The organism is Acidisoma sp. 7E03 (assembly GCF_054665075.1).
Genome location: NZ_BAAFHE010000005.1, coordinates 199,515 through 213,034 on the forward strand (window position 1 = coordinate 199,515; position 13,520 = coordinate 213,034).

At 67.4% G+C, this 13,520-nt stretch carries 12 protein-coding genes; 4 read left to right on the forward strand and 8 right to left on the reverse strand.

Annotated elements, in window-relative coordinates:
* Window positions 1-43: 43 nt before the first annotated feature.
* The 3 genes from ACYQ6W_RS09855 to ACYQ6W_RS09865 form a co-directional block, all read right to left on the reverse strand.
* Complete coding sequence (locus tag ACYQ6W_RS09855) at window positions 44-1,375, reverse strand: ABC transporter substrate-binding protein (protein WP_459675048.1); 1,332 nt, start codon at window positions 1,373-1,375, stop codon at window positions 44-46.
* A gap of 41 nt (window positions 1,376-1,416) precedes the next feature.
* A complete protein-coding gene (locus ACYQ6W_RS09860; RefSeq protein WP_459675049.1) occupies window positions 1,417-2,445 on the reverse strand; it encodes a LacI family DNA-binding transcriptional regulator in 1,029 nt (342 codons plus the stop codon).
* Between the two features lie 167 nt (window positions 2,446-2,612).
* Entirely contained in the window at window positions 2,613-3,905 is a 1,293-nt protein-coding gene (locus ACYQ6W_RS09865; RefSeq protein WP_459675050.1) for an ArgE/DapE family deacylase, read from the reverse strand.
* 95 nt (window positions 3,906-4,000) lie between these two features.
* On the opposite strand from ACYQ6W_RS09865, the gene ACYQ6W_RS09870 reads away from it, so the two are divergent.
* On the forward strand, window positions 4,001-4,852 hold the full coding sequence (locus ACYQ6W_RS09870; RefSeq protein ID WP_459675052.1) for an NAD-dependent protein deacetylase: 852 nt from the start codon (window positions 4,001-4,003) through the stop codon (window positions 4,850-4,852).
* Here ACYQ6W_RS09870 and ACYQ6W_RS09875 read toward each other — a convergent pair.
* Window positions 4,827-5,849 carry a hypothetical protein gene (locus ACYQ6W_RS09875; protein ID WP_459675054.1) on the reverse strand — a complete coding sequence of 341 codons (1,023 nt, stop codon included), beginning with the start codon at window positions 5,847-5,849 and terminating at the stop codon, window positions 4,827-4,829. The two genes, ACYQ6W_RS09870 and ACYQ6W_RS09875, sit on opposite strands and share 26 nt — an antisense overlap.
* Window positions 5,836-7,128: an ADP-dependent glucokinase/phosphofructokinase gene (locus tag ACYQ6W_RS09880; RefSeq protein WP_459675055.1), complete on the reverse strand. Its 1,293-nt coding sequence runs from the start codon at window positions 7,126-7,128 to the stop codon at window positions 5,836-5,838. The genes ACYQ6W_RS09875 and ACYQ6W_RS09880 overlap by 14 nt, the downstream gene beginning before the upstream one ends.
* A gap of 160 nt (window positions 7,129-7,288) precedes the next feature.
* Between ACYQ6W_RS09880 and ACYQ6W_RS09885 the strand changes: the two genes are divergently transcribed.
* Window positions 7,289-8,089 (forward strand): DeoR/GlpR family DNA-binding transcription regulator, encoded by an 801-nt coding sequence (locus ACYQ6W_RS09885; protein ID WP_459675056.1) that lies wholly within the window; start codon window positions 7,289-7,291, stop codon window positions 8,087-8,089.
* Here the strand turns inward: ACYQ6W_RS09885 and ACYQ6W_RS09890 are convergent.
* Genes ACYQ6W_RS09890 through ACYQ6W_RS09900 form a run of 3 tightly spaced genes read right to left on the reverse strand, consistent with a single transcriptional unit; the run spans window position 8,086 to window position 11,526 of the window.
* Window positions 8,086-9,387, reverse strand: coding sequence for an ABC transporter substrate-binding protein (locus tag ACYQ6W_RS09890; RefSeq protein ID WP_459675057.1), 1,302 nt, complete (start codon window positions 9,385-9,387; stop codon window positions 8,086-8,088). The genes ACYQ6W_RS09885 and ACYQ6W_RS09890 overlap by 4 nt on opposite strands.
* Window positions 9,388-9,430: 43 nt before the next feature.
* The gene (locus ACYQ6W_RS09895) at window positions 9,431-10,372 is read right to left on the reverse strand and encodes an alpha/beta hydrolase (protein ID WP_459675059.1); all 942 of its coding nucleotides are present in this window, start codon (window positions 10,370-10,372) and stop codon (window positions 9,431-9,433) included.
* 20 nt (window positions 10,373-10,392) lie between these two features.
* Entirely contained in the window at window positions 10,393-11,526 is a 1,134-nt protein-coding gene (locus ACYQ6W_RS09900; protein WP_459675060.1) for a Gfo/Idh/MocA family protein, read from the reverse strand.
* A gap of 168 nt (window positions 11,527-11,694) precedes the next feature.
* On the opposite strand from ACYQ6W_RS09900, the gene ACYQ6W_RS09905 reads away from it, so the two are divergent.
* Together ACYQ6W_RS09905 and ACYQ6W_RS09910 are read left to right on the forward strand one after the other, a co-directional pair.
* Window positions 11,695-12,687: a carbohydrate ABC transporter permease gene (locus ACYQ6W_RS09905; protein WP_459675061.1), complete on the forward strand. Its 993-nt coding sequence runs from the start codon at window positions 11,695-11,697 to the stop codon at window positions 12,685-12,687.
* Window positions 12,684-13,520: a carbohydrate ABC transporter permease gene (locus ACYQ6W_RS09910; protein WP_459675063.1), complete on the forward strand. Its 837-nt coding sequence runs from the start codon at window positions 12,684-12,686 to the stop codon at window positions 13,518-13,520. Before ACYQ6W_RS09905 ends, ACYQ6W_RS09910 begins: the two co-directional genes overlap by 4 nt.

Sequence of the window (13,520 nt, forward strand, 5' to 3'; positions counted from 1 at the left end):
ATCCCATCCTCCCTCTGGCCGTGCCGCTTCCTGCGCGGGTGCTTCAGGTCTTGACCGTGAAGCCCTGCTGCTGGGCGTAGGAGACGAAGCGCTTCTGCAGCCGGTCGAACGCCGCTTGCAAGGTGCCCCGGCCATTGGCGGCCGCGCCCAATTCGCTCGCCATCTGCGTCTGCACGTATTCCTGGAACGGGCTCCACTGGAAGTCCGCATGAACGTTCTTGGCGGACTCCGCAAAGACCTGATTCACGGGCTGGTTGCCGTAGAAGGGATAGGGCGTGTTGAGGAACGACTGGTCATTGAGAAGGGCAAGGCTGGTCGGGAACAGATATTGCTCGGTCGCGAATTGCCGCGTCGACTTGGCGCTGTGCAGCAGCCAGATGGCGAGCTTGGCCGCTTCCGCCTGATGGCGGCTCTGTTTGAGAAGGGCGAGGGTGGAGCCGCCCCAGTTGGCGGAGACCGGCGCGCCGCTCGTGCTCCACTGCGGAATGGCGGCAGCCCGCCACTTGCCGGCGCTGCTCTTGGCGAATTGCTCCAGGAAGACAGGGCCCCAGGCGCCGACGATCCAGATGGCGTAGCGGCCCTTGTCGAAGGACTGGTACCATTCCGTAACGAAGCCCGGCTTCGCATCCACGGCACCCGCATCGAGCAGCTTCTGCCAATAGGCGGCGAAGCGGCGGCTGACATCGTTCGAGAAATCGATGCCGATGGTCGTTCCATCAACGGTGAAGGGACGCCACCCCATCTGCCAGAGCAGCGCATTGGACCACGCGCCTTCGGTGAAGGTGGCGTTGGTCAGCAGCGTGTCCGGCGTGTCCTTGTGGAGCTTCAGCGCCTGTTCGGCGAAGGCATCCCAGCTCGTCGCCGGCGTCATCTGGTGGGCGTCGAAGATGTCCTTGCGGTAGATCTGGCCGATCGGGCCGCTGTCCCAGGGCATGGCATAGACATGCGTGCCGTCGCTCACCTGCTGCCAGGCCCAGTCGACGTAGTCCTTCTTGAAATCGTTGACGCCGTAGGGGGCGAGATCGGAAAAGGCGTCGAGCTGGCGGAAGGTCAGAACCTTGTCGAACTCGATCTGCACCAGGTCCGGACCACCGTGATGCGCACGCAAGGCGTTCTGCACCTTGGCGTAGTGCGGATTGCCCTGGCCGACGTTGACGACGTTGACCGTCACGCCCGGATTGGCCTGCATGTAGAGCTTGGCCTCGTCCTGCATGTTGGGCACCCAGGACCAGATGGTGAGCGTGACGGGGTCGGCTGCGCGCGCGGCGGGGCTTGCGGCGAACGACGCCGCCGAAAGCAGCCCGAGCCCGGCGCCGGCCAGGGCCTGTCTGCGGCTCAACCCGCGATCGCGGATGCGCTTGCTGAAATCGTCCATATCCTTCCTCCCTTGTTGAAGCCCGGTTATCCGGTTCTGCGTTATGGTTCTGAGGCGGGCGGTGGCGCGGTGGACTGCCGGTGCTTGAGCACCGGCTTCGGTCCTTCGCAGGCGGCGGTCCCGTCCGCCGGCGTCTTGACGATGTCGAGCAGGAAGCGGACCGAGGATTCGGCAACCTCGGCCGCATGCAACGACACCGTGGTGAGAGAGGGGTTCATCTGGGCAGCCAGCTGGATATCGGTGATGCCGATGACCGAGAGATCCGCCGGAACGCGCCGGCCGAGAGCGGCGGCGGCCTGCATGGCGCCGATCGCGATGAGATCGTTGCTCGCGAAGATTGCCGTGATCGCGGGGGCTTTTTCGAGAAGCGCCAAGGTGGCGGCATAGCCGCCGGCGATCGTGTCGCTGGTGAAGCTTTGCCGTTCGGGTGGCACGGGGCAGCCGGCCGCGGCGAAGGCGGCCAGTGCGCCGCTCAGGCGCTTGGCGTGCGGCTTGATTCCCTCTGCCGAGCCCGCGGTGACGATGCCGATCTCCCGGTGCCCGAGAGCGAGGAGATGCTCTGCCGCTAGGCGGCCGGCCATGACGAAATCCACCGTGACCGCAGGCAGGGGGATGGCTTCGTCGCTTTCCTCCCACATGACGAGGGCCACGGGCACGCCGCGCGCGGTGACGGCTGCCAGATCCTGCAGGCGAATATTGCCCGCCATTGCGAGCACACCTTCGGAGATGCCGGCGGAGACACGATCGAGATAGGCGAGGCCGATGTCGGGATCGGAATCCGTGTGGCAGACGATGAGGAAGCGGCCTTCAGCGCGTGCGCACCGCTCGGCCGCGCGGGCGAATTCCGGGTAGAAGGGGTTGGCGATGCTGGCGACGAGCAGGGCGAGGGTCGGCGCCCGCCCTTCTGCGAGTGCGCGCGCGGTGAGATTAGGACGGTAGCCAAGCTCGGCGACGATGGCGCGGACACGCGCCGCAGTTTCGGCGCCGACCGATCCGCGCCCCCGGATGACGTTGGAGACGGTCGCGGTCGTGACACCGGCGCGTCGCGCCACGTCACTCAGCGTCGGCATCGCTCAGGGCCCGGACGACGGGCAGATTAAGCGCTTAACCTTCATGGCGCTCCTCTGGCGTTCTTGGTCGTTGGCGGCAACCTGCGCGCGCTCGCCCTCCGCCGTCAAGCCCCTTCCTGCGACCTAGGGTTGCCGGCGGAAGGGTCGTCTCCCGGGCCGGGAGACCCTCAGCCGCCTTCGCTCACACCGCACCAGCCCGCGACGAAGAGTGCGAGCGCCTTCGTCGTTTCGCGCAAGGAGCGCAGATCGACCCGCTCGTTGAAACCATGGATCTTCTCGCCGTGCGGGCCGTAGCAGAAGGCGGGAATGCCGTAGTAGAGCGTGTAGAAGCGGGCATCGTTGAGCGCCGTCGAACTGCGATGCTCGAAGGGCAGGGTGCTCGTCGCCTCATGCGCGGCGCGCATCAGCTCTTCGAGCTCAGGTTGCGGACTCAAGGCGTAGCCATGAGACAAGTAGCCTGACCATTCGACGCGCGGTGGATTGTTGGCGAGGAAGGCGTGGCTGCGGGCGGCGGCGGCTACGCAGGCTTCGATCTCCTGGCGGCAGGTATTGACGTCCCAACCGGGAAGGATGGCGATGCGGCAGTCGACGTCGCACCAGGATGGAACCGACGAGGCCCAATCGCCGCCCTTGATGATGCCGGGGTTGAAATGGATGGGATGTTCCATCGCGCCATAGAGCGGATCGTGCCGCGCCCGCTCGTTCCAAGAGGCTTCCAGTGCCTCCAACGCCAGGATGACGTGGTATGCGGCGCGGATGGCGTTCGAGCCCTCGCCCGCGACGGCCACGTGGGTGGGCTCGCCACTGACCTTAAGACGGAACCAGATGACGCCGACGCAGACGCCGTTGAAGCGCTGATCGGTCGGTTCCGGCAGCAGTGCGCAATCCGCGCGGTAGCCGCGTTGCAAGGTGGAGAGGGCACCCACACCGGTGCTTTCCTCTTCGATCACCGATTGCAGATGGATGCGGCCTTGCGGCGCCAGGCCGGCCTCGCGGATCGCGTCGAGAGCATACAGGGCCGCGATGGTGCCGGATTTCATGTCCGCAGCCCCGCGCCCGTACATCCAGCCGTCCTTCACCACCGGGTCGAAGGGCGCGTTGTGCCACATTGCGCGCGGGCCCGTCGGCACGACGTCGCAATGGCCTTGCAGGATAAGCGACCGGCCGCTTTCGACGGCAGGGCGATAGGTGCCGACGACGGTGCGGGCGCGCGAGAAATCATGCTGGATGACTCCGCAATCCGGCAGGTCCTTTACATCGTCGAGCGCGATCGCCCAGTCATCGACGGCATAGCCGCGGCGACGCAGCAGGTCGGCCATGAGGTCCTGCGCCGGGCTTTCGGCGCCCCGCGTGCTCGGCACGGCGACGAGCGCTGCCGTGTCGGCAAGCTGGCGCTCGAAGTTGCGGTCGACGGCGGCGAGAATGCGATCGGCATGCGTGGGGTCGGGCAGGCGGCTCATGACGGAGGTGCTCCTGGGACAGGCAAGCCTATCCGAGCTCGGAGGGCTTGACCATCGGGCTGGAGATGCGGCGCGAAGCCGGCTAAGCTCGAGTCATGACGAGCCCTGCCGATCTCGAGGAGTTCATTGCCCGGTCGCGGCGGCTGTTCGTGCTGACGGGTGCGGGTTGCAGCACCCCCTCCGGCATTCCCGATTATCGCGACCGCGAGGGGAACTGGAAGGGCGCCCAGCCGATGACCTATCAGGCCTTCATGGGCGATCCACTCAAGCGGCAGCGCTATTGGGCACGCAGCATGGCCGGTTGGCCGCAGGTTGCCCGCGCCAAGCCCAACCGTGCGCATCGAGCCCTCGCCGCGCTCGAGGCCCAAGGCCGCTGCGAGGTGCTGCTGACGCAGAACGTCGACGGTCTGCACGAGGCGGCAGGCAGCCAGCGGGTGATCGATCTCCACGGACGGCTCGACCAGGTGATCTGCACGGCATGCGGGCATCGGCTGCGGCGTGCGGCCTTGCAACGGGCCTTGACGGAGCTGAACCCCGATTGGGCCGAGGTGGAGGCCGCCCAAGCGCCGGACGGTGATGCGGCCGTTGAGGTCGACAGTGCAAGCTTCGCCGTGCCGCCTTGCCCGCGCTGTGGCGGCGTGCTGAAGCCCGACGTCGTCTTCTTCGGCGAGAACGTGCCGCTTCTGCGGGTGGAGCGCGCCCGGACCCATCTGGCGCAAGCGGACGCCATGCTGATCGTGGGATCCTCCCTGATGGTCATGTCGGGCTTTCGCTTCGTGCTCACCGCGGCGGAAGCAGGGCTGCCGATTGCGGTCGTCAATCTCGGCCGCTCCCGGGCCGACGATCTGGCGGCGCTCAAGCTGGAAGCGCCCTGTGAAGCGGCGCTCTCCTTTCTTCTGCCGGACGCACCGCTCCCATCCGTCACGCGCGCAAGACCGCCTCGGTGATTTCGAGGTCCTGATCGAGCGGGCGGCGTGGCCGCACGCCTTCTGCCTCCAGAGCCGCGTGATAGGCACGCACGGCCTCCGCCGGCGCGATCTCCCCATCCGCGACGGCTCTCATGAAGCGGACGATGGCCAGGGGCGATTCGGCCAGGTTGATCTTACGACCGAAGAGTGCGAGTCGGGCGCCCGCTTTCTCCGCCTGGAACAACAGCTCGAAGGTGTCGCGCGTGGTGCCGGCCCCGCCGCCCAGCACGCCGATGACGACCGAAGGATCATAGGCCGCCAATTCCTCCATCGCCGCGCGTCCGTTGAAAGGAATCTTGAGGAAGCGTGGACGTTCCGCCTGGGTGAGGCCGGAGAGACAGCGCAATAGGCAGTCGTTGACGAAGGCAGGTATCGCCTCCTTCCTCAAACCCTGCGGTGCATTGGGATTGAAAACCTCCAGGAAATAGCTGAAGCCCAGCCGCCCAGCCTCGGCCCGAAAGGCTGCGAAGGCTTCGAGCGAGCGCAGATCGGCATCCAGATCGTTGTTGAAGGTGATGGAGTAGAGGCCGAGATCGGTGCCGGTGATGGGGCTGCCCGCCGGCGCCTCCGGCCGGCCATACATGACGTGCGACAGGTTTGCGCTGCGGAAGGGGCGCGACATCTGCGCCGTGTAGCTGCCGCCCTGCACGCCGCCCCAGCAATCCGTCGCGTCATTGGCGCGGATGGCGGGCTTCACCCGCGACCCGGCATAGACACCCTCCGCGCGCAGAATTTCGAGATTGGACGCCGAGGTCAGCATGATGTCGACGATGTCCTGCCGCACCACGGCGGCAATCTGGTCGAGATACTCCCGCCGCGTCTTCCATCCGCGCGCCTCGCCCGTCCCATCATAGCGGGGGCCGCAGGTAGTGATGCCGGAGCCCATGTCGCCGTCCTTGGCGTCGGCGATGATGAAATCCGAGCGGCGATACTGGCCGCCGCGGATGCGGCTGAGTTTTTCGTCAAGGCGTGTCATGTGAGGACTCCCAAGGGTCGGCAGGGTGATGCGGGGACGGCGGCGCCGGGGCGCGGCCGACTGTGGGGTGCTTGGGCTGGCCGAGAACGAGCAGGCAGCCAGCCATGAAGGTGTCTCCGAGACCGAGCGTGGTGCGTGGCTGGCGGAGATAGGGGCTAGGGCAGGAGACGATGTGCCAGTCCCCCCGTCGGCTTTCGGGCGGTGGGTCCGCGAACCGTGCGCCGGCGGGCAAACCGTCCGGCACGGTCAGCCGGCCGGCGGCGGCACGGGCGCTGGCCAGCAGGCAGCCCATCATGAGCGCCTCGCGCTCACGCTCAGGGTCGCTGCGGGTCGCGGCGATGGCCCAGTCATCGGCATGGACCACGATGCGATCGACACGGAAGCGCGCGGCAATTTCGAGCAGGCCATCCTCGAGGGAGACGGCCCCCGGCAGGAGATCGCGAAACTCGGACAGGCTCATGCCGATCGAGGTCACGCTGCCGGCGAGGCCCGCCATCGCCTGGTCGCGCCAGGCCGGGGTTTCGTAGCCCGCAAGTTCGAGATGGATGAGGCCGATGCCGGCCTCCGCCCAGGCGGCAGCGAGGGCGCGGCCCTGGGCGAGTCCGGCCTCGAGCCGCGCGCCGCCGCCGAGGGAACTGAAGCCCGCCAGAACGCCGGCGCCGAGGCCGCCATCCTGACGCAGCAAATCAGGGCTCAGCCGCAGGAAGGCGGCATCCTGCTCCAGGTCGAAATCGTGGCAGCGCAGAATGATGCGCGAGGAACGGGGAAGCGGCGTGCCGCCGAGCACGGCGCCTGCCATGTATTCGAAGACATAGACCCGCGGGCGGTCTTCGCCGCCCGGGGCGACCTCGGCTGCGCGCATCGGCCTGTCGGCCGCGAGCAGCATGTCGGGGTCGAGCACGGCGAGCTGTTCCGGCGTGCGATGTTCGAGGGCGAGCAGAGCCGGCGCGCCCAGCAAAGTGAGCACCCGCGCGGCGTGGGCCGCCGTGCCGCCGAGCGCGATGCGCAGCGGCAGATGCGCATTGAGCCAGGCCGGCCCCTCCGGCCAATCGACGCGGAGCTCGCCGCCGATTCCCTTCAGGGCACGCTGGCGCAGTTCGGCGGCGAGTGCCTGCGCCTGTGGCGGCCCATCTGCCAGACAGGTGAGGGTAGAGTCCTCAAGCTGCGTGAAGGCGTCGACGCAAAGCGAGAGGCCGCACATCGTCCAACGCGCCTCGCGCACATAGCCGGTGGTGCGCCGCTGCAAGCTCGTATAGGCCTCACACCATGAATTCTGCACGCTTCCATCCCCCGCCGCACGCTGGCTCTCCAACGATCTCTGGTGGATCGCTGCGGTTTTATGCAACATTCAACGCAGAACGCCGCACGGTCAATTGGAAATCTGCAAAATTATGCGATAACAGGGCGGTGAAGACAGCGTGGTGAAAGACGAGGCCGAGATGGATACCAGCGACGATGTCCTGCTTCCCGGCTCACGACAGCGACGGCTGGTCGACGTCATGCGCGGCAAGGGGCATGTGACGGTCGCGGAGCTGACGGCGATGTTCGGCGTGTCGCGCGACACCATCCGCCGCGACCTGCAACTGCTCGAACGCCAGGGCCTGCTCACGCGCACCCATGGCGGCGCGCTGCCGGGCGATGGGCTGGTGGGCCGCGAGACGCGCTTTCAGTCGCGGGTGGGCGAACATACTGCCGCCAAGCGCAGCATCGGCCGGGCCGCCGCCGCGCTGATCCGCGAGGGTGAGACCTTGATCCTCAACGGCGGCTCTTCCACCTGCGCTTTCGCAGCCGAACTCGGGCGGCTGCAGGATCTCACAATCGTCACGAACAACCTGATGCTGCCGCCCCTGGTGCCGCGCGGCGTGGCCCGCGCCGTCTACATCTTGGGCGGCGCCTATTGGGAAAGCGCGCAGATCACGGTGGGGCCAGTGAAAATCGCGGGATCGGCGCGCATCAGCGTCGATACCGCCGTCGTCGGGGTGACCGGCGTCGATCCCACGGGACTGTCTATCAGCCGGCTGGAAGAGGCGCAGGTGACGGTCGAGATGATGGAAGCGGCGCGCCGCGTCATCGTGCTTGCCGACAGCACGAAATTCGGGGCGGCTGCCTTCGCCCATGTCACGGCCTTCGGGCGCATCCATGCGCTGGTCACGGATGCGCCACCGCCGCCGGAGATTGCCGAGGCGGTGGCCCAGGCGGGGGTCGAACTCGTCGTCGTCCCCGGCGGCGGCGCAGCTTAGCCGACGATGCCCTGAAGCTCGGTCTTCGCCCGGCTGAGTTCCTGCTGAACCCGGCCGTTGACCAGCGCACGGGAGACGGCTGATTGGAGCGCGAGAGTCACCTGCGGATATTGCGGTGTCACCGGCCGCGGGGTCGCGCCCACGAAAACGTCGCGCAGCGTGTGCATGAAGGGTTGGCTCTGGATCAAGGCAGGCTGGTCGAAGACGCTCGGCCGTGTCGGGGCGAGGCCGAGACCGGTCGCGAAGCGCAGCTGCGTCTCGGGTGAGGACATCCAGGTGATGAAATCGATCGCCGCTTCGCGATTCTTGCTATGGGCGTTGACGCCATACTGGTAGCCGCCGAGGCAGGCCGCACTCGCATGCCCCGGGAAATGCGGCAGCGGCGCCACCCCCACCTTGTCCACCACCGAGGAGGCGCTGGGGTCCTGCGCGATCTTGTAGACGTAGGACCAGTTGCGCAGGAACACGGCTTCACCGGCGGTGAAGGGCCCGCGGGAGGGCTCCTCGTCCCAGCTCAGAACGTCCTGCGGGCTGATCTTGGAGGTGTGGATGGTGTCATGGAGGAATTGCACGCCCTGAACCGCGGGCGGTTCGGCCATCAGCACGGTTTTGCCATCGGGCGCCAGGATGGCGCCGCCGGCCGAGCCCACGACCTCCACCGTGTCGCAGACCAGAACCTCGGCCTGCTTACCCTGCCAGAGATAGCCGAATTTGGCGCCGCCCGCCTTCTGGATTTTCTGCGCGGTTTCGGTGAGGTCCTGCCAGGTGGTGGGCACCGCGGCGCCGGCCTGGGCGAGCAGATCCTTGCGATAGTAGAGCATGCCGGAATCGACGTGCCAGGGCAGAGCCGTGAGTTTGCCGTCGAAGGTGCAAGCCTGGATCAAGCCTGGGAAATACTGGCCCTGAACCGCCTTGCTCACGTACTGATCGAGCGGCAGCGCCCAGCCGGCGCTCGCGAATTCCGCGATCCAGATCACGTCCTGGGTGAAGACGTCGGGCGTGCCGTTGCGGCGGGCGAGCTGCTGGACGAGGGCCTGATGCACCTGGGTGGAGGAGGAGGGTGGCGGCAGCTGCACGAAGGTGACGTGCACCTTGCCCTGCGACTGGTTGTAGACGTCCACGACCTGGGCGATCGTCTGCCGCCCATAGAAATTCGCGCTGGCGAAAGTGATTTCGGTGCGGTCGGCCGCCCGGCTGCGGCGGGGCAGCAGGCTGGTGCTGAGGGCGGCGCCTGCGGTTGCCAGCGCCGCGCGGCGCCCAAGGCCACCGGCGGAACGCGGCGGATGCGAATGGATCATGGATGTCTCCTTTGCAGAGATTCTTGTTAGGGAAGGAAAGCCGTCAGTCCTCCGTCCGCCGCCAGGCGGCGACCGCGCGCGCGACGCTTGGCCGCGCCGCCGGGATGAAGCGATCCATGCTCAGAAAGCCGTGGATCTGATCGGGGTTTTCGTCGAGCACCACGGCCACGCCCGCCGCACGCAGGCGGGCCGCATAGTCCCTAGCTTCGTCATGCAGGGGATCGAAGCCGGCGGTGAGCACGAAGGCCGGGGCGAGACCGCCGAGGTTCGGCGCGCGGAGCGGGGAGGCCCGCCAGTCCGCCGCCAGGGCGGGATCGGGCAGGTACTGGCGGTGGAACCAGAGCATGGCAGCGGTGGTGAGGCCGTAGCCCTCGGCCCGGCTGCGGTAGCTTTCCTGCTCACCCGAGAGATCCGTCACCGGATAGAAGAGCATCTGGAAGGCGAGCGGCGGGATCTGCCCCGCGCGCGCGGCGAGCGCCATGACGGCGGCGATGTTGCCGCCGGCGCTGTCTCCGCCCACCGCGATGCGGCCGGGGGCGACGCCGAGGATGGTCGCCTGCGCGGCGACGTGGCGGACGGCCGCCATCGCATCCTCGATCGCCGCCGGAAAGGGCGCTGCGGGCGCCAGCCGGTACTCGACGGAGACGACGCAAGCTTCTGCGAGATTGGCGATCCAGCGGCAGATGCCGTCATGCGTATCGCGGCTGCCGAGCACCCAGCCGCCGCCATGGAAATAGACGAGGCAAGGCGCGCCTTCCTCTGGGCAGCCATGGCCGCGATAGATCCGCAGCGCAATCTCCGTGGCCGGCGTAGCGAGGCTGCTGTCGGTGACGGCCGCGACCGGCTCGCGCGGACTTTGCAGCTGCGGGGCGTTTTCGAGGAATTGCCGCTGCGCTTCGGCCGGCGGCAGGGTTTCGATGCGCGGCGCGCCTGCTGCCGCCATCAGCTGCAGCACCGTCGCGGCATCCTGGGAAAGCTGGGCCATCGATCTTCCTTCGCAAGAGATCAGCCGCGGAGGGCGCGCGCCTCGGCTTCGTCGAACGGGGCCGGCTGGTCCGCCGTGGTGGTGAGGGAGACGGGCGCCCCGGTCTCGCTCGCGACGAGAATGGCCTCCAGCGTTTCCAGCACATGCAGAGCGAGACGGCCGGAGGCGCGCGGCGGGCGACCCTCGCGGAGGCTGGCAGCCAGATCCGCGACGCCCAGCATGCGGTAATTCGCGCGATCCGGCGCGGCATCGGGCCAGTTGATCTGGCCATAGGGACGCGTCTCGGTTGCCGTGTCCTCCCACAGCGCTCCGGCATCGCTGACCGAGACGGTGCCGCCGAAGGTATCCGGGTCCGGCAGGCGGAGGGAGCCCGCGGTGCCGTGCAGCTCGATCGGCGCATGGCTGTGGCGGAACACATCCCAGCTTGCGCCGAAGGTGATGATGGTGCCGGAGGCGAATTCGAGCAGCGCGAGATGCGTCGTCGGCGTGCCGATGGCAAAGTGCGTGCCCTGCAGCGGCCCTGGGGCCGTGATCAGCCGCGTCTCCGCGCTGCTCGTGCCCATGGCCATCACCCGCCGCACCGGCCCCAGGAGATGGACGAGCATGGTGACGTAATAGGGACCCATGTCGAGCACCGGCCCGGCCCCCTTCTGGTAGTAGAAGGCCGGATCGGGATGCCAATGCTCCATGCCGCGACCCATCATGAAGGCGGTGCCGGTGACGACCCGGCCGATGCGCCCGGCATCGATGATCTGCCGCGCCAGCCGGCCGGCGGGCCCAAGGAAGGTATCGGGTGCGGCGCCCAGAAGAAGGCCGCGCGTTTCCGCCAGGGCCAGGAGGGAGCGGCCTTCCGCCGTCGAAACGCCGAGCGGCTTTTCGGTGAAGACGTGCTTGCCGGCGGCGAGGGCCGCCTGGCTGATCGCGGCATGCGCCGCGGGCACGGTGAGGTTGATGACGAGATCGATGTCGGGCGCCGCCAGCAGGGCGTCCACCGAGGCGGCGCGGATGCCGTGTTCGGCGGCGCGGCGGGCCGCCTGTTCGGGGCGCAGATCGGCGCAGGCGCGCAGCGCCAGGCCAGGAAAGAGCGCCGCATTGCGCATGTAGATGGTCGCGATATTGCCGCAGCCGACAATGCCGATTCCCAGCCGTTTCATGGCCTGTTGTCCCCCGTTATGCTCGGGCTGCGCTTTTCTGCGCCAACCGCCGTAAAATCACAAGGGGATGATGCGCAAAAGCGCAGCTTTACGCTTAACCGTGCATGGGCTTTGCGAGAACCTGCCGTCGTGACGTGGCGCAAGACCATGCACGAGGGGAGCAACGCCATGCCCGGGGTGCAAAACGCCGTCTCGGCCGGGCCCACCCGATACCTGCGGGTCAGCCAGCGCCGAGCGCTCACCGCGCAGCGCCGTGCGCCGCGCGGACCATTTCTGGGCGGCGGGCTGCGCCTGGCCCTCGTCGCCTGGCTGCTGCTGCTTCCGGCCCTGGTGGCCCTGGCAGCCGTATCCCTCTACCCCATCGCCAACGGCATATGGCTGTCCTTCACCAATACCTCGCTGATCACCAATGCCAATGCCTTCGTCGGCCTGCGCAACTACATTGCCCTCGTCAATGACGGGCAGTTCTGGAACGCCTGGGGCCATACGCTGCTCTTCACCGTCGCCTCCACGCTGCTCGAGACGGTGATCGGCCTGCTGATGGCCCTTCTGCTCTTCGAACGCTTCGCCGGGCGTGCACTGCTGCGCGCCGTGATGCTGGTGCCTTGGGCCCTGCCGACGGTGGTGAGCTCCAAGATGTTCGGCTGGCTCTTCGATGGTCAGCATGGAATCATCAACTACCTTCTCGTCAGGGCGGGGTTGCTGTCGGCCAATGTCGATTGGCTGGGGTCGGCGCAGACGGCGCTCGGCACCATCGTGCTCGCCGACGTGTGGAAGACCGCGCCCTTCATGGCCCTGCTGCTGCTTGCCGGCTTGCAGACCATCTCGCCGACCTTGACGGATGCGGCCCGCATCGATGGCGCCAATGCCTGGTCCACCTTCTGGCATGTGCGGCTGCCGTTGCTCTGGCCCACTCTGCTCATCGCCGGGCTGTTTCGCGCGCTGGATGCCTTCCGCATCTTCGACCTCGTTTATGTGCTGACCGGGGGTGGCCCCGCCGACTCCACGGAAACCCTCTCGACCCTGAGCTACAAGGTGCTCTTTTCGACGCTGCGCTTCGGCTATGGCTCGGCGATGACGATGGCGACCTTCCTGACCGAAGGGGTGATCGCGCTCGGCTTCTGTGTCTTCATCATCCGGCAGCTGAGGGTCAACCGATGACCCGGCGACAGACGGCTCTGCGCGGCGGGCTGGTCTATGGCGGCGCGCTCATCATGCTGATCTGGTCTGCCGGGCCGTTCCTCTGGCAACTCTCGACCTCCTTCCAGCTCGACCGTGCGCTGACGGCAGCGACGCCTGCCTTCATTCCGCATCCCTTCACCTGGGTGCATTACGAGAACGCCTTCTTCCACCGGCACCTGCTGTTCTATCTGCGCAACTCGCTGATCGTCGCGGTCTTCACGACAGCACTCTGCCTCTTCTTCGGCATCCTCGCGGCCTTCGCCCTCTCCCGCCTCAACCTGCGCGGGCGGTTCGGCCTGCTGATGGTGATTCTCTCGGTCTCGATGTTTCCGCAAATCGCGATCGTGGGACCGCTCTATCTCATCGCATCGAGCTTCGACCTGCTCGACACCTATCGCGGCCTCGTCATCGTCTATCTGGCGCTCGGCCTGCCGCTCGTCACCTGGGTGCTCTTCGGCTGTTTCGAGACCCTGCCGCGGGAGATGGACGAGGCCGGGCGCGTGGACGGGGTCTCCACGCTCGGCCTGCTGTTCCGCATCATTCTGCCGGTCTCGCTGCCTTGCCTCGTCACCACCGGGCTCCTCGCCTTCATCGCCGCCTGGAACGAGTTTCTCTTCGCCCTCGCCTTCACCTCCAACGAGCAGCACCAGACGGTGCCCGTGGGCATCGCCAATTTTACGGACATCTACTACGTGCCCTGGGGGGATATCTCGGCCGCTTCGATGGTGGTGACGCTGCCGCTGATCATCCTGGTGCTGTTCTTTCAGCGCCACATCATCCAGGGCCTGACCATGGGCGGGCTGAAGGAGTAA